This window comes from Micromonospora sp. CNZ295 (assembly GCF_004217535.1).
The window spans coordinates 1,939,988-1,959,895 of record NZ_SHKZ01000001.1; the positions used below are offsets into that span (position 1 = coordinate 1,939,988).

A 19,908-nucleotide genomic window follows, 5' to 3' on the forward strand; every position below is an offset into this window, starting at 1 on the left:
GGGGCAGAGACGAGGAGCGCCGACGTTGGCAGAGCGACTGCGACTCATGGCCGTCCACGCACACCCGGACGACGAGTCGAGCAAGGGCGCGGCGACCACCGCGAAGTACGTGGCCGAGGGTGTGGACGTCCTGGTCGTGACGTGCACCGGCGGCGAGCGCGGCAGCGTGCTCAACCCGAAGATGGACCGGCCCGACGTCTGGGCCAACATGGCCGACATCCGCCGCGCCGAGATGGATGCCGCGCGCGCGATCCTCGGCGTGGAACAGGCCTGGCTGGGCTTCGTCGACTCGGGCCTGCCCGAGGGCGACCCGCTGCCGCCGCTGCCCGAGGGCTGTTTCGCCCTCCAGGACGTGGCCGAGGCCGCCGGGCCGCTGGTGCGCCTGATGCGCGAGTTCCGACCGCACGTCGTCACCACGTACGACGAGGAGGGCGGCTACCCGCACCCCGACCACATCATGACCCACAAGGTCAGCGTGGCCGCCTTCGAGGCGGCCGGTGACCCCGAGCGCTACCCGGGCCTCGGCGAGCCCTGGCAGCCGCTCAAGCTCTACTACGACATCGGCTTCTCGAAGGGCAAGATCCTCGCCCTGCACGAGACGCTGCTCGCCGCGGGCCTCGAGTCGCCGTACGCGGAGTGGCTCAAGCGGTGGGACGAGCGGCCGGACAAGGGCCCGCGGATCACCACCCGGGTCGAGTGCGCGGAATACTTCCCGGTCCGCGACGACGCGCTGCGAGCCCACGCGACCCAGATCGACCCGGACGGCTTCTGGTTCCAGGTGCCGATGGAGCTGCAGCAGCGCGCCTGGCCCACGGAGGATTTCCAGCTCGTCCGGTCGCTGGTCGACAGCCCGCTGCCCGAGTCGGATCTCTTCGCGGGCGTCCGCGAGACGGCGCATGCCTGCTGACCCGGAGCGGCGTACGCTGGTCACCAACCGCTCATCGGAGGGACGTCATGCTGACCGCTGCTGAGGTGCTCGCCCAGAACAACTTCGGGGACACCCGCACGGGTGGCCTGGCCGGCCCGATGGGCCTGTTCCTGATCCTCGTTCTGGCCACCGCGACCGTTCTGCTGATCCGCAACATGAACGCGCGGCTGCGCCGCCTGCCCGACCGGTTCCCGCACCAGGACGGTCCGGGCGGCGTCAACCGTTCGGACGCCGCAGTCGGTGATCCGACAGACGGCACGGGAACGCAGGATTCATCGTCGAACCCTCCCAACGGGCCCCAGCAGCGCTGAAACGGGTAGTCCCCGCATGATTCATGGCCGAGGGGGCGGTCACCCCCTGTTGCGGTCACCGCTATTGGCTTAGCCTTCCGCCGGGGGGACGGAATGTCCTTCGGCCGTGCGCGGGAGGGGGCGCCGATGACCAGCACAGCAGCGGCTGCCCGTCGTACCGTCGCGCGGCCCGCGGCCGGAGCGGGTCCGTGACCTCCGCACCGGCCGGGCGCTCGCGGGTCCAGGCCCGCGACGCGCCGGCGCGGGCGCTCCTGCTCACGGTGGCGGTGGCCGTGACGGCTCTGGCCGCGGCGATCGTCGGGCTCACGCTCCCGGCCGGCCTGCCCGCCGACGATCCCGTCGGTGGCCCGGCCCGCTTCGGCCTGGCGGTCGGTGTCTTCGCCCTCGCGCAGCTCGCCCGGCTCCGGTTCCGGGTCGCCGCCGGCACGGTGAGCATCACCTGGGGCGAGGCCGCGCTCATCGTCTGCCTCTTCCAGGTGCCCGCGAACTGGCTCCCGGCCGCCACCCTCCTCGGCGTCGGGCTGGCCTGGTCCGCGATGTCCCTGTTCGGCGAACGCCGGCCGACGCTGGAGCTCGTCCGGATCGCGGCGTCCCTGGCCGCGGCGACCGCGTTGGCCGTGTCGGTCACCACCGCCCTGGGCCGGCCGCTGCTGGCCGCTCCGACCCCGCCCCTCGCGTTGGCCGCGGTCGCGGGCGCGCTCACCTACCTCCTCGCGAGCGCCTGGCTCGGCGGGGTCAGCCTGGCGCTGCGCCACGGGACCTCGATGGCCACCCTCCTGCTCGCGGCGCTGCGCGGCAAGCTGCTGATGTTCGTCGGGAACGTCGTGGTGGGCCTGGTCGTGGTGGCTCTGGTGGAGGTGGACCCCCGCTGGCTGCTGCTGCTCCCGCCGCCGCTGTGGTTGCTCCAGCAGACCTACCGGCACCGGCTGCGCGCCAACCAGGAGCGACGGGCCTGGCGCGCCCTCGCCGAGGCCACGGCCGCGCTCAACCAGCTCGACGAGCGGGGCGTGGCGACGGCGGCGGTGAGCGGCGCGCTGACGCTGTTCCAGGCCGAACTGGTCGATGTGGACGTGGCGCGCGGGGACGGCCGGTGGCGGCGGTACCGGGGCGACGCGGGCGGTCAGGTGGTCGACCGGGAGGTCGGCTCGCCCGACACCGAGCCGGACGAGCGTGAGCTGGTCCGCCCACTGGCGGTCGGCGCCACGCCGGTCGGCCATCTGCGGGTCCGGTTCCCCCGCTCGGCGCCGCCCAGCGACCGGGAGCGCGACGCGCTCGCCGCGTACGGCGACGCGCTGGCGGCCGCCCTGCACGACGCGGCGACCCATCGCGAGCTGCGGCTGGTCACCGCCCGCTCGTCGTACGAGGCGGTGCACGACGCGCTGACCGGGCTGGTCAACCGGGCGGCCATGCTCAGCAAGGGCGACCAGGCGCTGCGGCAGCTCGCGCACGACCACCCGGTGGCGCTGCTGCTGCTGGACGTCAACCAGTTCAAGGAGGTCAACGACACCCTCGGGCATGCCGCCGGCGACCAACTGCTCCGGCTGACCGCCAACCGGCTGGGTGCGTTGACCCGCAGCGGCGACCTGCTGGGCCGGCTCGGTGGTGACGAGTTCGCCCTGCTGCTGACGTCGGTCCCGGTGATCGGGGATCGCGCCGCCCCGATGGCGTACGCGCTGCGCCAGGCCCGGGAGATCGCCGAGCGGCTCGCCGCGCCGACGGAGGTGGCCGGCGTCCGGATGTCCGTCGAGGTGTCGGTCGGGGTGGTGGTCGCCGACGCCGGCACCGCCGACATGACGGAGCTGCTGCGGCGCGCCGACATCGCGATGTACCAGGCGAAGGAGGGCGGCGGCAGCGTCGCCGCGTACGACTCGACCCGGGACGCGGCCAGCACCGACCAGCTCGCCCTGCTGGCCGAGCTGCGCGAGGCCCTCGCGGCCGACGACCAGCTGGTGCTGGCCCTGCAACCGGCGGTCGACCTGGCCACCGGCGCTCCCACCGGGGTGGAGGCCCTGATCCGGTGGCGGCATCCGCGGCGCGGCTGGCTGAGCCCGCACGACTTCATCCGCCCGGTGGAGAACAGCGAGCAGCTGGGCACCTTCACCCGGTACGTGCTGGACAAGGCGCTCGGCGTGGCGGCGCAGTGGACCCGGGAGGGTCTGGACCTGCCGATCTCGGTGAACCTGTCCGCCCGCAGCCTGCTCGACCCCCGGCTGCCGGCGGAGATCGCGGACGCGCTGCGCCGCCATCAGGTGCCGGCGCACCGCCTGGTCCTGGAGATCACCGAGACCGTGGTGATGAGCGAGCTGGAGGTCATCGACGAGGTGCTCACCACGCTGCGCACGATGGGTGTGCAGTTGGCGGTCGACGACTTCGGCACCGGCTTCTCGTCGCTGACCTTCCTCACCCGGATCGCCGTGGACGAGCTGAAGGTGGACCGCTCCTTCGTGATCCGGATGGCCGACTCGCCGGAGGCGGCGGCGATCGTGCGTACCACCGTGGGGCTCGCCCAGGAGTTGGGGCTGCGGGTAGTCGCCGAGGGCGTGGAGACGGCCGAGCAGCGCAGTGCGCTGGCCGAGCTGGGCTGCACCGCCGCGCAGGGCTACCACTTCTTCAAGCCGATGCCCGCCGACAAGATCAACGCCGTGCTGGGCACCCTGCTGGACGACGCCCGTCCCCGCATCCTCCCCCTCCGCACCGCCGCGGACGACGCCTCCTGACCTCACCCCCCGCCCCCAGGTCTGCCCGGATCAGGAAGTCATTGCCCTCCGGGCCGGCGTGTCGGCGCGACAACTTCATGATCAACTGGGTTGGCCGGCGGGTGGGGGCGGGGGTGGTTAGGGTCGGGGGGTGAACCGTCTCGCCAGCGCCACCAGCCCGTACCTGCTCCAGCACAAGGACAACCCGGTCGACTGGTGGCCGTGGTGCGCGGAGGCGTTCGCCGAGGCGAAACGGCGGGACGTGCCGGTGCTCGTCTCGGTCGGTTACGCGGCCTGCCACTGGTGTCACGTCATGGCGCACGAGTCGTTCGAGGACGAGCAGGTCGGTGCCCTGCTGAACGAGCACTTCGTGGCCGTCAAGGTGGACCGTGAGGAGCGCCCCGACGTCGACGCCGTCTACATGACCGCGACGCAGGCGATGACCGGGCAGGGCGGCTGGCCGATGACGGTCTTCGCCACCCCGGACGGCACCCCGTTCTTCTGCGGCACGTACTTCCCGAAGCCCAACTTCCTTCGCCTGCTCCAGTCGGTCACCACCGCCTGGCGCGACCAGCGCGACGCCGTACTCCGGCAGGGCGCCGCGGTGGTCGAGGCGGTCGGCGGCGCCCAGGCCGTCGGGGGCCCGTCCGCCCCGCTCACCGCCGAGCTGCTCGACGCCGCGGCGGAGCAGCTCGCCAAGGAGTACGACCACACGCACGGTGGCTTCGGTGGCGCGCCGAAGTTCCCGCCGCACATGAACCTGCTCTTCCTGCTGCGGCACCACCAGCGCACCGGCTCGGAGCACAGCCTGGAGATGGTCCGGCACACCTGCGAGGCGATGGCCCGGGGCGGGCTGCACGACCAGCTCGCCGGCGGTTTCGCCCGGTACTCCGTGGACGGCCACTGGACCGTGCCGCACTTCGAGAAGATGCTCTACGACAACGCGTTGCTGCTCCGCGTCTACACGCACCTGTGGCGGCTGACCGGCGACCCCCTGGCCCGGCGGGTCGCCCGCGACACCGCCCGCTTCCTCGCCGACGAGCTGCACCGCCCCGGCGAGGGCTTCGCGTCGGCGCTGGACGCGGACACCGAGGGCGTCGAGGGCCGCACGTACGTCTGGACGCCCGCCCAGCTGGTCGAGGTGCTGGGGGAGGGGGACGGCCGCTGGGCCGCCGACCTGTTCGACGTCACCGAACAGGGCTCCTTCGAGCACGGCACGAGCGTGCTGCGGCTGGCCCGGGACGTCGACGACGCCGCCCCGGAGATCCGAGAGCGCTGGCAGGACGTGGTGAGCCGGCTGCTGGTGGCCCGGGACGCCCGCCCCCAGCCGGCGCGGGACGACAAGGTGGTGGCTGCCTGGAACGGCCTCGCGATCACCGCGATCGCCGAGTTCCAGCAGGTCGCCGCCGGGTACGCGCAGGACGCCCCGGGCCCGGACGCCAACCTGATGGAGGGCGTGACGATCGTCGCCGACGGCGCCATGCGGGACGCGGCCGAGCACCTCGCCCGGGTGCACCTGGTGGACGGGCGGCTGCGGCGGACCTCCCGGGACGGCCGGGTCGGCGACTCGCCGGGCGTCCTGGAGGACTACGGCTGCGTGGCCGAGGCGTTCTGCGCGATGCATCAGCTCACCGGGGAGGCGCGCTGGCTGGCGCTGGCCGGGCAGCTTCTCGACGTGGCGCTGGAACGGTTCGCCGCCCCGGACGGCGGGTTCTACGACACCGCCGACGACGCGGAGCGACTGGTCACCCGGCCGGCCGACCCCACCGACAACGCCACCCCGTCCGGCCGGTCGGCGATCGCTGCCGCGCTGGTCGCGTACACGGCGCTGACCGGGGAGACCCGCTACCGGGAGGCGGCGGAGGCGGCCCTGGCCACCGTGGCGCCGATCGCGGCCCGGCACGCCCGCTTCACCGGGTACGCGGCCACCGTCGGCGAGGCGGTGCTCTCCGGGCCGTACGAGGTGGCCGTGGTCACCGACGACCCGGTCGGGGAGCCCCTGGTCCTGGCGGCGCACCGGCACGCCCCGCCGGGTGCCGTGATCGTGGCCGGACGGCCGGACCAGCCCGGGGCGCCGCTGCTCGCCGACCGGCCGATGGTCGACGGGCGGGCCACCGCGTACGTCTGCCGGGGTTTCGTCTGCGACCGACCCGTCACCGAGGTCGCCGACCTGGTAACCCAACTCACCGGCCGCTAGCCCCAAACAGCGACGGCGGGTGGCTCGTCGGTCGGGCGGCGGTGGGGCGGTGCGGCGGGCCGGATAGGCTGGCGCCGCTATGGACTCCCGTACCGGTCTGCCCGTTGTCGGCATGGTGGGCGGCGGCCAGCTGGCCCGGATGACCCACCAGGCCGCGATCGCCCTCGGCCAGTCGCTCCGCGTGCTCGCGCTCGCCCCCGACGACGGGGCCGCCCTGGTGGCCGCCGAGGTGCAGTACGGCGACCACACCGACCTCGCCGCGCTGCGCACCTTCGCCAAGGGCTGTGACGTGGTCACCTTCGACCACGAGCACGTCCCGACCGAGCACATCGTCGCGTTGGCCGCCGAGGGAGTGAAGCTCTTCCCGCCGGCCGAGGCGCTGCTGCACGCGCAGGACAAGCGGGTCATGCGCGAGCGGCTCGCGACGCTGGGCGCGCCGAATCCCGCCTGGCGACCGGTCACCGCCCCCGCTGACCTGGTGTCGTTCGGGGACGAGGTGGGCTGGCCGGTGATGCTCAAGGCGGCCCGGGGCGGGTACGACGGCCGCGGCGTGTGGCTGGTCGAGGATGCCGGCCAGGCGGCGGAGCTGGCCACCACGCTGCTGGCCGGCGGCACGCGCCTCATCGTCGAGGAACGGGTGGCGCTGCGTCGGGAGCTGGCCGTGCAGGTCGCCCGCTCGCCGTTCGGGCAGGTCGCCGCGTACCCGGTGGTCGAGACCGTGCAGCGCGACGGCATCTGCGTCGAGGTGCTGGCTCCCGCGCCGGGCCTCCCGGCGGAGCTGGCGGTCACCGCGCAGCAGCTCGCCATCGACCTGGCCACCGCCCTCGGCGTGGTCGGCCTGCTGGCGGTCGAGCTGTTCGAGGTCGCCGACCCGACGGCCCCGGCCGGCGGCCGCATCGTGGTGAACGAGCTGGCGATGCGCCCGCACAACTCGGGGCACTGGACGATCGAGGGCGCCCGGACGTCGCAGTTCGAGCAGCACCTGCGGTCGGTGCTCGACTACCCGATGGGGGACACCTCGCTCACCGCCCCCGTCGTGGTGATGGCGAACGTGCTCGGCGGCGAGCCGGGCGGCATGTCCATCGACGAGCGGCTGCACCACCTCTTCGCCGCCGAGCCGGGCGCGAAGGTGCACCTGTACGGCAAGCAGGTGCGGCCGGGCCGCAAGATCGGGCACGTCACCGTGCTCGGCGACGACCTGGACGACGTACGGACCCGGGCCGCGCGGGCGGCGCGGTGGCTTCGGGAGGGGCGCGACTCGTGACCGTTGGCCTGATCATGGGCAGCGACTCGGACTGGCCGACGATGAGGGCCGCCGCCGAGGCGCTGGACGAGTTCGAGGTGCCGTACGAGGTCGGGGTCGTCTCCGCCCACCGGACGCCGGTCAAGATGATCGAGTACGCCCGGACGGCCGCCGAGCGCGGACTGAAGGTGATCATCGCCGGTGCGGGCGGCGCCGCGCATCTGCCGGGCATGGTCGCCTCGGTCACCCCGCTGCCGGTGATCGGTGTCCCGGTGCCGTTGAAGCACCTGGACGGGATGGACTCGCTGCTGTCCATCGTCCAGATGCCCGCCGGGGTGCCGGTGGCGACCGTGTCGATCGGCAACGCCCGCAACGCGGGTCTGCTCGCGGTCCGGATCCTCGGCACCGGCGACCGGGACCTGCTCGACGGGATGTCCGCCTACCAGGCGGAGCTGGAGCGGCTCGTCGCGGAGAAGGACGCCGCTCTGCGCGCCTCCCTCGGCTGAGCCGGACCCGCGGGGCCGCGACGCGACGCCCCGACGCCAGGACGCGACGCTACGCCCCGATGCCAGGCCGCGACGCTAGGCTGCGACGTCGACGTAGACGCGGCCCGGCGTGCCCGGAATCTCGCCGACCCGGAAGCCGACCACGTCATCCAGCCCGAGCGCGACGTTCAAGACCCCCTCGAAGTCACCGGTGATCACGTATCCGCGCAGCATGGGGTGGTCCAGCGTCGCGCGCCGCGGCCGAACCGTGGGCTCCCCGCTGTCGGTGTGGGCCTGCGCGGGCTGGAAGGTGATCAGGAGATAGCGGCGGCCCGGCATGGCGACGGTCTCGCCGGACCCGTCCTGGGTCACCGTGTCGACGTACCGGACCTGGTAGCCGGGCAGGGTCCCGGCGAAGTCGAACGTGATCCGGTCGTAGCCGGGGTGCGCGGCCGACCTGATGCCCTTGAGCGCCGGCAGCGGCGGCGCCAGCACCTGCCGGTCCACGGAGACCGGATTGGTGGTCCAACCCGCCGCCGGATCGCCGCCCGGGGCGGTCGTCGGCGGTGCCGTGGCGGACGGGGTCGCGCCGGCCGGGCCGGTCGGTGAGGCGACGGTCCCGTCCGGCGTCGCCGAGGCGGGCGCGCCGGGACTGCCGGTCGGGGCCGGGCCGGCGTCGTCGTCCCCACCGCCGCATCCGCCGAGCGCGGCCGCGATCGCGAGCAGCGCCACCGTCACCGCCGAAGCCGTCCGTCGCATCGCCGTCGTCTCCCTCCCGGCGCCTCCGCACCCACCCTCCCACCGTCGCTCCCGGCGGTCCACCCAACCAGGGTCGATCGGCGGTCGGCTATGGGTCGGTCGACCCTGTCCGGTCGGGTTGTGGCGAGTTCGGATGGAGGTGACGACGAGACGACAAGGAGGTCGTTATGTCGACGATCACACGCTGGAAGCGTGGTCCGCTGGCCCCGTTCGACTGGGCCGACCTGTCCCTGTTCCCGATGCTCGCGCCCAGCATCCGGATCGAGAACTACCTGGAGGGCGACCAGTACGTCGTCCGCGCCGAGCTGCCCGGCATCGACCCGGCCAAGGACGTCCGGATCACGTACGCCGGTGGCGAGCTGCGGCTGGAGGTGGAGCGCAAGGAGCTGGTCCACCAGGACAAGATCCGCTCCGAGTTCCACTACGGATCCTTCTTCCGCACGATTCCGCTGCCCGCGGGCGCCGTCGAAAAGACCATCGCGGCCCGCTACACCGACGGGATCCTCGAGATCACCGCGAAGGTCGCCGAGCCGACGCCGGTCGCGAAGGAGATCCCGGTGAAGGTCGAGAACGGGAAGAAGAGCTGATTGACCGCCGGGGCCGGCCCCCGGGTCGGTCCCGGCGCACCGCCGGGCCGCGGGCCCGCGACCCGCTGTGGGACCGGACCCGGAAGGGGGATGAGCGCCGTGGCGAGCGTACGCCTCGACAACGTGACCAAGGTGTTCCCGGGCGGGAACCGAGTGCTCGACGGGGTGAGCCTAACCGTGGCGGAGGGTGAATTCCTCGTGCTGGTGGGCCCGTCCGGCTGTGGCAAGTCCACGGTGCTGCGCATCATCGCCGGCCTGGAGGAGGCCACCTCCGGGACGGTCCGGTTCGACGGCGAGGTCGTCAACCACGTGCCGCCGAAGGAGCGCGACGTCGCGATGGTGTTCCAGAACTACGCCCTCTACCCGCACCTGTCGGTGCGGGACAACCTCGCGTTCGGCATGCGCCTCCGCCGCGTCCCCGCCCCGGTCCGGGAGCGGCGGGTCCGCGACGTGGCGCGGCTGCTGGCCATCGACGAACTCCTCGACCGCAAGCCCAAGGCGTTGTCCGGCGGGCAGCGGCAGCGGGTGGCCGCCGGCCGGGCCATCGTCCGGAATCCCCGGGTCCTGCTCATGGACGAGCCGCTGTCCAACCTGGACGCGCAGCTGCGCGTCACGATGCGCGCCGAACTCCGGCGCCTGCACACCGAGCACCGCACGACCACCGTCTACGTCACCCACGACCAGGTCGAGGCGATGACCCTCGGCGACCGCATCGCCGTGCTGGAGGGCGGCCGGGTGCAGCAGGTCGGTACCCCGCACGACCTCTACCGCCACCCGGTCAACGCCTTCGTCGCCGGCTTCATCGGCTCACCGGCCATGAACCTCGCCGTGGTGCCGGTGCGGGCCGGAAACCCGCCGTCCCTGGAGGTGGACGGGCAGCTCTGGCCGATGCCGGCCGCGCGGGCCGGGGTCCTCGCCGCGCTCGACGGCGGACCGGTCCTGCTCGGCCTGCGACCGGACGCGTTCACCTGGCCGGCGCCGGACGGCACGCCGAGGCTGGACGCGACCGTGGCGGCCGTCGAGTTCCTCGGCAGCACCACGCTCGTGTACTTCGCGTCCGTCGGTACCGCCTGGCAGGGGATCGACGACAGTGACCCGACCGCCGGCCTGTGGACCGCGCGGTTGGACGGGCACGTCCCGGTGCGGGTGGGCGAGCGCCTCACCTTCGGGGTCGACGTCGACTCGGTGTACCTGTTCGCGGCGGACAGCGGGCTCGCGCTCGCGGATCAGGAGGCACGAGCCCCCGTGTCGGCCTGACCGCCGACCGGCACCCGCTGCCCGTCCTGCGCGACGGCGGCCCGCCAACCGAGTTCGGTCGTGATGCGGCGGGCGAGCGTGGCGGCGGGTGCCGGCTCGCCGTGTGCCACGTAGCAGGCGCGCGGCGGCACCGGCGCGGTCCGCAGCCAGCGCAGGAGATCGTCGGCGTCGGCGTGGGCGGACAGCTGGTCGACGGTGGCGACCTCCGCCTTCACCGCGATGTACCGGCCGTGCATCTTCAGCGTGGACGCGCCGTCGACCAGCGACCGGCCGCGGGTGCCGGCGGCCTGGTAGCCCGACAGCAGGATCAGGTTGCGCGGCTGCGGGGCCAGGTGCTCCAGGTGGTGCAGGACCCGGCCGCCGGCGGCCATGCCGGACGCCGAGATGATGATGCAGGGCGCCGGGGGGTCGTTGAGCTTCTTGGACTCCTCGACGCTGTGCGCGAGGCGAAGGTCACCGGGGTCGAACGGGTCGGAGGAGATCCGCCGCACCGCGCCGCGGATTTCCGGACCGCCCTCCCGGACGGCCGCCCGGTAGACGTCCAGCGCGGCCAGCGCCATCGGGCTGTCCACGTACACCGGGACGACCGGCAGCGCGCCGGTGCGCATCAGCTCGCGGAGGGCCATGAGCAGCACCGGCGTGCGGTCCACGGCGAACGCCGGGATCAGCACCACCCCGCCCCGGGCGAGCGCCCGCCCGATCGGGTCGGCCAACTGGGCGAGGCGTCGCGGGGGGTGCCTCCGGTCGCCGTACGTCGACTCGACCACCAGCGCGTCCACCGCCGGCGCCGGGTCGGGCGGCGCGAGCAGCGGGTGCGAGTCGCGGCCCAGGTCACCGGAGAAGCCGACCGAGCGGTCGCCGGCGCGTACCTCGACGGTCGACGAGCCGAGGATGTGCCCGGCGCGGTGGAGCCGCACCGTGACGCCGGGCGCGACGGCGCGTACCGCCCCGAAGGGCAGGGGGCGCAGCAACGCGATCGCCTTCTCCGCGTCGGCGCTGTCGAACAGCGGCAGCGGCGGGTCGTGCCGGCTGAAGCCCTTCCGGCGGGCGTACTCGGCGTCCTCCTCCTGCAGGTGCGCGGCGTCGCGCAGCACGATCGGCGCCACCTCGGCGGTCCACGGCGAGCAGTACACCGGTGCGCTGTAGCCCGCGCGGACCAGCCGGGGCAGGAAGCCGCAGTGATCCAGGTGGGCGTGGCTGAGCACGATCGCGTCCAGGTCGCCGGCCGGCACCGGAAAGGGCAGCCAGTTGCGCCGGCGCAGCTCACGCTGGCCCTGGAAGAGGCCGCAGTCGACGAGGAGCCTTCCGCCGGCTGCCGTCACGAGGAACTTGCTGCCGGTGACGGTGCCCGCGCCGCCCAGGAAGCGGATGCTTGTCGAGTCGTGCATGGGCTTCATCGCACCCGCCGCGGCCGTCACCCCGCAAGGTGAGCAGGGCCGCGAAGGTCGGGACCTTCGCCCGTTGCCCGAGGCGTCAGCGCATGCCGCGCAGGGCGGTCTGGAGGCGCTCCTGGGCGCGGCGGCGGCGCTCGTTGCTCGCCCCGAGGATCAGCAGGAGGATCCCGACCGGGATCAGCGCGAGCCACGGACCCAGGCTGAACAGCGCGTGGATCGCGGTGATCGCGGTGACCGTGGCGCCGATGATCACCGGCGCCTGCTGCTGGCTCATCGAGCCGAAGATCAGCACGGCCACCGCCCCGAGCAGCAGCAGCACCTGGCGCAGTGTGCTGGTGTCGGTGGCCAGGACGATCGCCAGCGTCGGGACGAACGCCGCCACCAACGCCGGCCCGTACGCCACCCAGCTGCTGATCTCCGGGTGCTGGCGCAGCTCGAGGACGCCGACGAGCAGGGCCAGCGCCGCGAACGGCAGCGTGTACGCCTCGGGCAGCGCCACGTCGGCCACCCGCATCAGAATCCACCAGGCGGTGATCTCGCAGATCACCACCGCCCAGAACAGGATCCTCCGCTCCACCGGATGGCGGGCGGGCCGGGCCGCCGCCACGCCGAGGACGGCACCCCAGGCGGCGAGCAGCGCGGCGATGTGCCGGGGCGAGTCGTACGCCAGGGCCAGGGCGATCAGTGCGGCCGCGTGCCCGCTCCACTCCACCGTGGCCGCCTCGCGCTGCGCCTCCGGGCGGCGCAGGCGCGGCAGGGTGGCCGCGAACACCTGGAGGGCCGCGCCCACGGCCAGGACGCCGAAGGCGGACCAGACCGCCGCCAGGCCGGCGACCAGGCCGGCGGTGAGGACGAAGAGCTGCGCCATGAGGGAGGCGAACAGCCAGCCGAGGATGCGGGCGCGTTGGGTGGTGCCGAAGAGGGCGGCGATCGTGCCGACGCCCACCGCTCCGCCCAGCGTGAACAGGGTCAGCTCGCGGGTGGCGAGGCTGCCGGCCAGACCCGCGCCGCCCGCGGCGAGGCCGATGACGAAGACGAGGACCCGGGCCAGGCGGACCGAGCGGGCCCGCTCCACCAGGGCCGGCGGGGGCGTGAGCGCGAGCCCCAGCATGGCGATGGTGAACACGGCCAGAGCGGCGAGCGTGTTCGCCCGCCAGCCGAGGTTCAGCGCCACGGGAGTGATCAGCAGGGTCACCGCCGTGCCGGGCAGCACCACCGGCACCGCCCGGCTGCGGCGGCCCCCGCTGAAGCCGACGGCGGCCAGCGCCGCGGTGATGGTCAGCAGCAGCGCGGTGAGCACGTGGGTCGGGTCCGCCGCCTCGTGTGGCGGCGCGAGAAGCTCCGGGGGCGGCCCCTGCCAGATGCGGCCGAGGGTGCGCTGCGGCTCGACCAGCGCCACGTAGAGGGCGGGCGCGAGCGAGACGAGCGCCAGCACGGTCGGCAGGGCGGCCGCGGCGAGCGCTCCCGCGGCCGGGCTGACCCGCCAGCGGCGGGTGCCCGGCTCGGGGAACCGCCGCAGGGCGCCGTCGAGGAGCACCGTCCACCGCCGTGCCGGGGCCGCCGCGCGCGCCGGCGGCTCGGTCGCGCCGCGGACCAGTTCGGCGAGGACACCGAGCAGAGCGGCCGCGGCGGCGTACACACCGACCGGCAGGCCGGCGGGTACGGCGGCGAGCGCGCTCACCGAGGCACCGCCGACCACCGCCGCGCTGGCCCAGGGCAGGTACTGCGGGACCCGGCGGCGGGCGGCGGCCACGGCGGCCAGGCCGAGACTGGACGCGGCCAGGGCGGCGGTCAGCACCACCTGCGGCGAGTGGCCGAACTCGGCGGCCAGGGCGGCCACCGCGCCGGGCAGGGCGAGCAGCGCGGCCCCCGTCGCGGCCCCGCCGATCTGGGCCAGGTGCGACGGCATCCCCTCGACCTCGATGTCGTCCACCAGCGGGGTGGCCAGCGTGCGGGCCAGCGCCGCCACCACCATCCCGATCAGCGCGATGCTGCCGAGGGCCAGCGCGGTCGTCCACGGCCGCACGAGGCCGGCACCGGCGGCGTGCAGCGCCACCACGCCGGCCACGACCGCCCGGGAGAGCGCGGCGCGCGGGTCGACGGAGGCCACCGACGCCATGCCGTACGCGGTGGCCACGGCCGCGCCCACCAGCACCGGCGACCACCACGGCAGCGCGAACGCGGCCGGGGCGCCGATGGCGGCCAGGACCACGGCCGCACCCGACACGTCGTACCGCCAGGGTGGCGGGAGAAGCAGGGCGGCGGCGACGGCGAGCAGCGCCAGCGCCACCGGCGCCTGCCAGGTCGAGCCGCCCGTCGGTGCGGCCGGCCAACCGCTCAGGTCGCCGGCCCAGATCGGGCCGGGGGTGGCGAGGACGCCGAGGCCACCCCGCAGCGCCGACCAGCCGGCCAGCAGCCCGATCAGCACACCGCCGAGGGTGAGACCGAGGATCGGGCCGCGCCGCCAGTCCGCGGGCAGGGCGCGGGCGGCCACGGCGACGACCAGCACCAGCCCGGCCGCCACGGCCAGCTGTCCGCCCGGGGCGATGACGGCGGCCACCCGGGCCAGGGTGGCGATCAGCGCGGCGGTCACCGCGGCGGCGGCCAGGTCGGACCCGTCGAGGGTGAGGTCGGAGCGCCGGCCGGCGTCGATGGACGGGGCGAGGAACAGAAGGACCGCGGCGACCAGCAGCAGTGCGCCGACCCAGGCGTCCGCGGCGGTGGCGCCGGGCGCTCCGAACGAGGCCGCGGCGACGGCCAGGGCGCCGAGGCCCGCGCCCCCGGCCAGGGGGAGGGGGAGATGCCGCTGGGAGACCTGCACGATCGCCGCGTACCCGAGGGTGACGCAGACCGCGAGGAAGCTCGCGGCCAGCACCGGGACGGTCACGTCGCGGAGGTCGGCCGGCGTCGTGGCGGTCCCGGCCGGCACGGTCGCCGTCACGAACGCCGCCACCGCGCCCGGTAGGGCGAACGCCGCGCCCCCGGCGGCCCAGGCGGACACGGTGTCGGCCGGTGCGGGGGCGACCCGGACCCGGGGTGCCGCGGCCACCAGCGCCCCCGCGGCGAAGAGCGTGAGCAGGACGGCGGCGGTCAGCGAGGGCCGGGCCAGGGCGGCTCCCGTGCCGAGCAGCCCCACGCCGGCGGCGGTCGCGGCGTGCGCCACCGCCGCCCGTTCGGTCCGCGCCGACAGGCCGGCCACCCCGATGCCGATCGCCGCGGCCACCAACGGCCAGGGCGCCGCCGCCCACCCGAGCCCGAACGACGCGGGGACGGCGAGCGCCGTCAGCGCCGCGCCCACCACCGCGAACTCCCGGCGGATCTCCGGTGGCAGGGCCACCACGGCGGCCACGGTCAGCAGCAGGGCGCTCGCGGCGAGCTGCCCGGTGGCCGGGCCGGCCGCCGCGGCCAGTTCGGCCGGATACCGGTCGAGGTCGGCGGCCCAGGCCGGCAGGGCGGCCCGCACCGCGGCCACCCCGGCGCGCAGCGCACCGCCGGCCACCACGACGCCGCTCACGGTCAGCGCGATGGCCGAGGCGAACTGCGGACCACGCCGGGCGGTCTCCGGGAGCGCGCGTACGGCCAGCCCGGTGACCGCGATGACCGCGGCGATCAACAGCAGTGACCGGCCGGGCAGCGCGACCGAGACGATCCGGCTGAGCGCGCCGATGACGGCCAGGGTGAGGATGCCGGCGCCGACCTCGGGCAGCGGGGGCCTGCGCAGCGCCATGGTTCCGACGTAGGTGACCGCCGCGGCGAGCAGCAGCGCCGCGCCCGCGCCGACCGCGGCCGGCACGGTCGTGGCCTGCACCAGCGCGGTGACGGCGTACGCGAGGGCGACCACGGCCGCGGCGGCGTGCAGCCCGAAGGTCAGCTCGCGTAGCCACGGCACCGGACGGGTGTCCGGGGCGGCGGCGTCCGGTACGCCACCGAGCACCTCGCCGGCTTCCTCCGGGGCGGTCTCGGGCCGGGTCTCCCCCCGGCGTTGGCGGGGCGCCACGGGGGTGTCGTCCGGCCGGTCCGGCCCCTCGTCGGCGACGGTCGGCGGTGCGGGAGGCGGCTCGGGCAGGTCCCGGCGGACCGGTCGCTCCACGGTGACCGCCGTGCCGGCCAGCCAGAGGTCGAGGACGGCCACGAGGGTCAGCACGGCGGCCCAGCCCGTCGGGCCGCTGATCCGGTCGTACGCGAACAGCGGCAGGACGGGCTGGGCGGCCAGCACGGTGGCGAACCGTGGAGCGCGCAGCCCGGTCCAGCCGGCGTACGCGAACGCCACCCCGGCGGTCACCGCGAAGATGGTTCCGGCGAACACGGCGCCGGACGCGCCCCCGTTGCCGATGCGGTCGACGGCCCACAGCGCGTAGCCGGCCAGCGGCACCAGGAGCAAACCGACGGCGGAGACCGTCTCGGCGGTGGAGGTGAGGCCCCGCCGGGCCAGGATCGGCGGGGCGAGCAGCATCAGCACGGTGGCGAGGACCAGCACGCCGAGCCGGGCGAGCGCGTCCATGGAGCTGGTGGCGACCGCGGCGAAGACCACCGCGGCGACGCCGAGCAGCAGCGCGCCGAGCCCGAGGGGGATGTTCTGCACCTCGCGGCTGGAGGCCTCCGGCGGGTGCTCCGGGTCGTCGGCGTCGAGCCAGGTGGCGGTCGTGGGCGGGGGTGGCGGGGTGTCCGATCCCGGCGGGCTGCCCTGCCGGGGCACCCGGGGCGGCGCGCCGGTGTCGGCGGTCGGCGGTCGGCGGCCCGGGCGGCGGCGCAGCACCCGGCGTGGGCGGGTCGCCTGCTTGAGGCGCTCCTCGCCGGCGTGGGCGAGGATGTCCCGCTGGAACAGGGCGGCCTGCATCTTGGCGGCGATCTGCCGCTGCTCGCGCGCGATTTCGGCGTCGCGCGCCTTCATCTCCGCGATGGACCGCTCGATCTCCGCCAGATGTTCGAGCCACTGTGGCTGTTCCGCCCCGCAGTGCGGGCAGCGGACGGCCGGTTTGATCTCCCGGCCGCACGAGGAGCACTGAAAGCTCGCCACGACACCCCTCCACCCGCACTGTGGACTCCCACTGTCGCAGCATGCCCAATGCCGGCGTGGATTTCGACAGTTGTCGGCGGGTCCGGAGGTGGTGTCCGCCCCGTACGCGGGGACGGCCGGCCGCGGAGCGCCCGCGACCGGCCGTCGGCGGCCTGCTCCCGGCTAGGGCCGGCCCATGCCCCGGTACGCCCAGCCGGCCTGCGTCCACAGTGCCGGGTCGAGGCAGTTGCGGCCGTCGACCACCTTGCGGCCGGCGACCAGCTCACCGAGGGCGACCGGGTCGGCGTTGCGGAAGTCGGCCCACTCGGTCAGGACGCAGACCAGGTCCGCGCCGGTGACCGCCTCGTTGATGCCGGGCTCGTAGGTCAGCTCGGGGGCCACCGCGCGGGCCCGCTCCATGCCCTGCGGGTCGTACATGTGCACGTCCGCCCCGGCCTTGCGGAGCAGCGACGCGACCGCGAGGGCCGGGGCGTCGCGGACGTCGTCGGTGTTCGGCTTGAAGGTCGCGCCCAGCACGGCGATCCTCGTGCCGGACAGGTCCGGGCCGGCGGGGCCGAAGCGGCGGCCGAGCAGTTCGGCGGCGAGCTGGACCACCCGGGTCCGGCGGCGCAGGTTGATCAGGTCGACCTCGTGCAGGAAGCGGAGCGCCTCGCCGGCGCCGAGCTCCTGGGCGCGGGCCTGGAAGGCCCGGATGTCCTTGGGCAGGCAGGCGCCGCCGAAGCCGAGCCCCGCCTGGAGGAACCGGTTGCCGATGCGCGGGTCGAAGCCGATCGCCCGGGCGAGGTGGGTCACGTCGCCGCCGGCGGCCTCACAGACCTCCGCCATCGCGTTGATGAACGAGATCTTGGTGGCGAGGAAGGCGTTCGCGGCGACCTTGACCAGCTCCGCGGTGGCGAAGTCGGTGACCACCAGGGGCACCTCGCGGTCCTCGGTGGCGGCCAGGTCGAAGACGCCCTTGTGGGCGGCGTAGAGCATGCCGTTGGCCCATTCGCTCTTGACGCCGACCACGATCCGGTTGGGGCGCAGCACGTCGTCGACGGCGAAGCCCTCCTGGAGGAACTCGGGGCTCCACGCGACCTCGACGCCCAGGTCGACCGGTGTGTGCTTGCTCACCAGTTGCTCGACCCACTCGGCGGTGCCGACCGGGACGGTGGACTTGCCGACGATCAGGGCCTTGCGGGTGAGGTGCTGGGCCAGGCTGGTGACGGCCGCCTCGACGTACGACAGGTCGGCGCCCATGCCGTCGGCGCGCTGGGGGGTGCCGACGCAGATGAAGTGGACGTCACCGAAGTCGGCCACCTCGGCGATGTCGGTGCTGAACCGCAGCCGCCCGGCGGTGAGGTTGCGCTTGAGCAGCTCGTCGAGGCCCGGCTCGTGGATCGGCACCTGGCCCGCGTTGAGCGTGGCGATCTTGTCGGCGTCCACGTCGAAGCCGAGCACCTCGTACCCCAGCTCCGCGTAGCAGATGGCGTACGTCGCGCCGAGGTAGCCGGTGCCGAGGAAGGTGACCCGGGGGCGGGAGGCGCCGGACGGGGGGGTCACCGCACCGATCGGCGGGATCGGCTGGGTGTTCGGGTACGGGATCGTCACGCCTGTTCTCCGCTCGCACTGGCGCCGCGTACGCGTCGCATCCTGCTGCTGCGGCGCCTGCCCGGGGCACCGGAGGGGTTGTTTCGTACTGTCTTGTCGTGTCGTCGCCAGGCTGGGCGTGCGGGACGTCCCATAACCTACGCGGCGGTAACATCGCCTTAACCGTGGTGGCTATCCTCTAGTCTGCGCGGTCTCCGGCCAGGGTGACGTTACAGACTGCGCATGATAGCGGTGAAGGAGAGGGGCCGACATGGCCGCAGAGCAATCGTTCGACGTCTACCGGCTGACCGATGAGCAGCAGGCGGTCCGGGAGGCGGTCCGTGAGGTTTGTGCGGCCAAGGTGGCGCCGAACGCCGCCGAGGCCGACGAGACCGGCGAGTTCCCGAAGGCGTCCTACGACGCGCTGCGGGCCGCCGACTTCCACGCGCCGCACATCCCGGTCGAGTACGGCGGTGCCGGCGCGGACGCCCTGGCCACCGCCATCGTGATCGAGGAGGTGGCGCGGGCCTGCGCGTCGTCCTCGCTGATCCCGGCGGTCAACAAGCTCGGCACGATGCCGTTGCTCCTGGCCGGGTCGGAGGAGCTCAAGCGGAAGTACCTGACGCCCGTCGCGGCCGGCGACGCCATGTTCTCGTACTGCCTGTCGGAGCCGGAGGCGGGCAGCGACGCCGCCTCGATGACCACCCGCGCGGTCCGCGACGGCGACCACTGGGTCCTCAACGGCGTGAAGCGGTGGATCACCAACGCCGGGGTCTCCGAGTTCTACACGGTCTTCGCCGTGACCGACCCGTCCACCCGGTCCCGGGGCATCTCGGCGTTCGTGGTCGAGAAGTCCGATCCCGGGGTCAGCTTCGGCGCCCCCGAGAAGAAGCTCGGCATCAAGGGTTCGCCGACCCGCGAGGTCTACCTGGACAACGTCCGCATCCCGGCCGACCGCATGATCGGCGCCGAGGGCACCGGCTTCGCCACCGCCATGCGGACCCTCGACCACACCCGCGTGACGATCGCCGCCCAGGCCGTCGGGATCGCGCAGGGTGCGCTCGACTACGCCACGGGGTACGTGCAGGAGCGCAAGCAGTTCGGCAAGGCGGTCGCCGAGTTCCAGGGCATCCAGTTCATGCTCGCCGACATGGGCATGAAGCTGGAGGCGGCGCGGCAGCTGACGTACGCCGCGGCGGCCCGCTCGGAGCGCGGCGACGCGGACCTGACGTACTTCGGGGCGGCGGCCAAGTGCTTCGCCTCCGACGCCGCCATGCAGATCACCACCGACGCAGTGCAGCTGCTCGGCGGCTACGGCTACACCCGCGACTACCCGGTCGAGCGGATGATGCGGGACGCCAAGATCACCCAGATCTACGAGGGCACCAACCAGGTGCAGCGCATCGTGATGGCCCGCCAGTTGCTCAAGGGCTGACGGCCGGCCGGCGCGGCCCGTCCGTCGGCC

At 74.5% G+C, this 19,908-nt stretch carries 13 protein-coding genes; 9 read left to right on the forward strand and 4 right to left on the reverse strand.

Annotation, left to right across the window (positions count from 1 at the left end):
• Nucleotides 1–25 precede the first annotated feature (25 nt).
• The 6 genes from mca (at nt 26) to purE (ending at nt 7,881) form a co-directional block, all read left to right on the forward strand.
• Nucleotides 26–907 (forward strand): mycothiol conjugate amidase Mca, encoded by an 882-nt coding sequence (gene mca, locus EV376_RS09325; RefSeq protein WP_130321754.1) that lies wholly within the window; start codon nt 26–28, stop codon nt 905–907.
• Nucleotides 908–954: 47 nt separating this feature from the next.
• Nucleotides 955–1,239: a hypothetical protein gene (locus EV376_RS09330; RefSeq protein ID WP_130321756.1), complete on the forward strand. Its 285-nt coding sequence runs from the start codon at nt 955–957 to the stop codon at nt 1,237–1,239.
• A gap of 188 nt (nt 1,240–1,427) precedes the next feature.
• Nucleotides 1,428–3,956, forward strand: coding sequence for a bifunctional diguanylate cyclase/phosphodiesterase (locus EV376_RS09335; protein ID WP_130321758.1), 2,529 nt, complete (start codon nt 1,428–1,430; stop codon nt 3,954–3,956).
• Between the two features lie 130 nt (nt 3,957–4,086).
• Nucleotides 4,087–6,132 (forward strand): thioredoxin domain-containing protein, encoded by a 2,046-nt coding sequence (locus tag EV376_RS09340; protein WP_130321760.1) that lies wholly within the window; start codon nt 4,087–4,089, stop codon nt 6,130–6,132.
• Between the two features lie 79 nt (nt 6,133–6,211).
• A complete protein-coding gene (locus tag EV376_RS09345) occupies nt 6,212–7,396 on the forward strand; it encodes a 5-(carboxyamino)imidazole ribonucleotide synthase (RefSeq protein ID WP_130321762.1) in 1,185 nt (394 codons plus the stop codon).
• 14 nt (nt 7,397–7,410) lie between these two features.
• Nucleotides 7,411–7,881, forward strand: coding sequence for a 5-(carboxyamino)imidazole ribonucleotide mutase (gene purE / locus EV376_RS09350; protein WP_130328582.1), 471 nt, complete (start codon nt 7,411–7,413; stop codon nt 7,879–7,881).
• A gap of 75 nt (nt 7,882–7,956) precedes the next feature.
• Here purE and EV376_RS09355 read toward each other — a convergent pair whose 3' ends face one another.
• Nucleotides 7,957–8,619: an AMIN-like domain-containing (lipo)protein gene (locus EV376_RS09355; protein WP_130321764.1), complete on the reverse strand. Its 663-nt coding sequence runs from the start codon at nt 8,617–8,619 to the stop codon at nt 7,957–7,959.
• A gap of 167 nt (nt 8,620–8,786) precedes the next feature.
• Between EV376_RS09355 and EV376_RS09360 the strand changes: the two genes are divergently transcribed.
• Complete coding sequence (locus EV376_RS09360) at nt 8,787–9,206, forward strand: Hsp20/alpha crystallin family protein (protein WP_207228087.1); 420 nt, start codon at nt 8,787–8,789, stop codon at nt 9,204–9,206.
• Between the two features lie 99 nt (nt 9,207–9,305).
• Nucleotides 9,306–10,463, forward strand: coding sequence for a sn-glycerol-3-phosphate ABC transporter ATP-binding protein UgpC (locus tag EV376_RS09365; RefSeq protein WP_130328584.1), 1,158 nt, complete (start codon nt 9,306–9,308; stop codon nt 10,461–10,463).
• Here EV376_RS09365 and EV376_RS09370 read toward each other — a convergent pair.
• The 3 genes from EV376_RS09370 to EV376_RS09380 form a co-directional block, all read right to left on the reverse strand.
• A complete protein-coding gene (locus EV376_RS09370) occupies nt 10,433–11,851 on the reverse strand; it encodes an MBL fold metallo-hydrolase (RefSeq protein WP_130321767.1) in 1,419 nt (472 codons plus the stop codon). The two genes, EV376_RS09365 and EV376_RS09370, sit on opposite strands and share 31 nt — an antisense overlap.
• Nucleotides 11,852–11,936: 85 nt before the next feature.
• The gene (locus EV376_RS09375; protein ID WP_130321769.1) at nt 11,937–16,874 is read right to left on the reverse strand and encodes an SCO7613 C-terminal domain-containing membrane protein; all 4,938 of its coding nucleotides are present in this window, start codon (nt 16,872–16,874) and stop codon (nt 11,937–11,939) included.
• 162 nt (nt 16,875–17,036) lie between these two features.
• Nucleotides 17,037–18,464, reverse strand: coding sequence for a UDP-glucose dehydrogenase family protein (locus EV376_RS09380; RefSeq protein ID WP_130321771.1), 1,428 nt, complete (start codon nt 18,462–18,464; stop codon nt 17,037–17,039).
• Between the two features lie 250 nt (nt 18,465–18,714).
• Between EV376_RS09380 and EV376_RS09385 the strand changes: the two genes are divergently transcribed.
• Nucleotides 18,715–19,878 carry an acyl-CoA dehydrogenase family protein gene (locus tag EV376_RS09385; protein WP_130321773.1) on the forward strand — a complete coding sequence of 388 codons (1,164 nt, stop codon included), beginning with the start codon at nt 18,715–18,717 and terminating at the stop codon, nt 19,876–19,878.
• Nucleotides 19,879–19,908: the final 30 nt, after the last annotated feature.

Excerpts from the sequence above, each read along its gene's own strand:
- EV376_RS09330 (WP_130321756.1), top strand. The coding sequence starts at position 955 with ATGCTGACCGCTGCTGAGGTGCTCGCCCAGAACAACTTCGGGGACACC.
- EV376_RS09345 (WP_130321762.1), top strand. The coding sequence starts at position 6,212 with ATGGACTCCCGTACCGGTCTGCCCGTTGTCGGCATGGTGGGCGGCGGC.
- purE (WP_130328582.1), top strand. The coding sequence starts at position 7,411 with ATGGGCAGCGACTCGGACTGGCCGACGATGAGGGCCGCCGCCGAGGCG.
- EV376_RS09355 (WP_130321764.1), bottom strand. The coding sequence starts at position 8,619 with ATGCGACGGACGGCTTCGGCGGTGACGGTGGCGCTGCTCGCGATCGCG.
- EV376_RS09360 (WP_207228087.1), top strand. The coding sequence starts at position 8,787 with ATGTCGACGATCACACGCTGGAAGCGTGGTCCGCTGGCCCCGTTCGAC.
- EV376_RS09370 (WP_130321767.1), bottom strand. The coding sequence starts at position 11,851 with ATGCACGACTCGACAAGCATCCGCTTCCTGGGCGGCGCGGGCACCGTC.
- EV376_RS09385 (WP_130321773.1), top strand. The coding sequence starts at position 18,715 with ATGGCCGCAGAGCAATCGTTCGACGTCTACCGGCTGACCGATGAGCAG.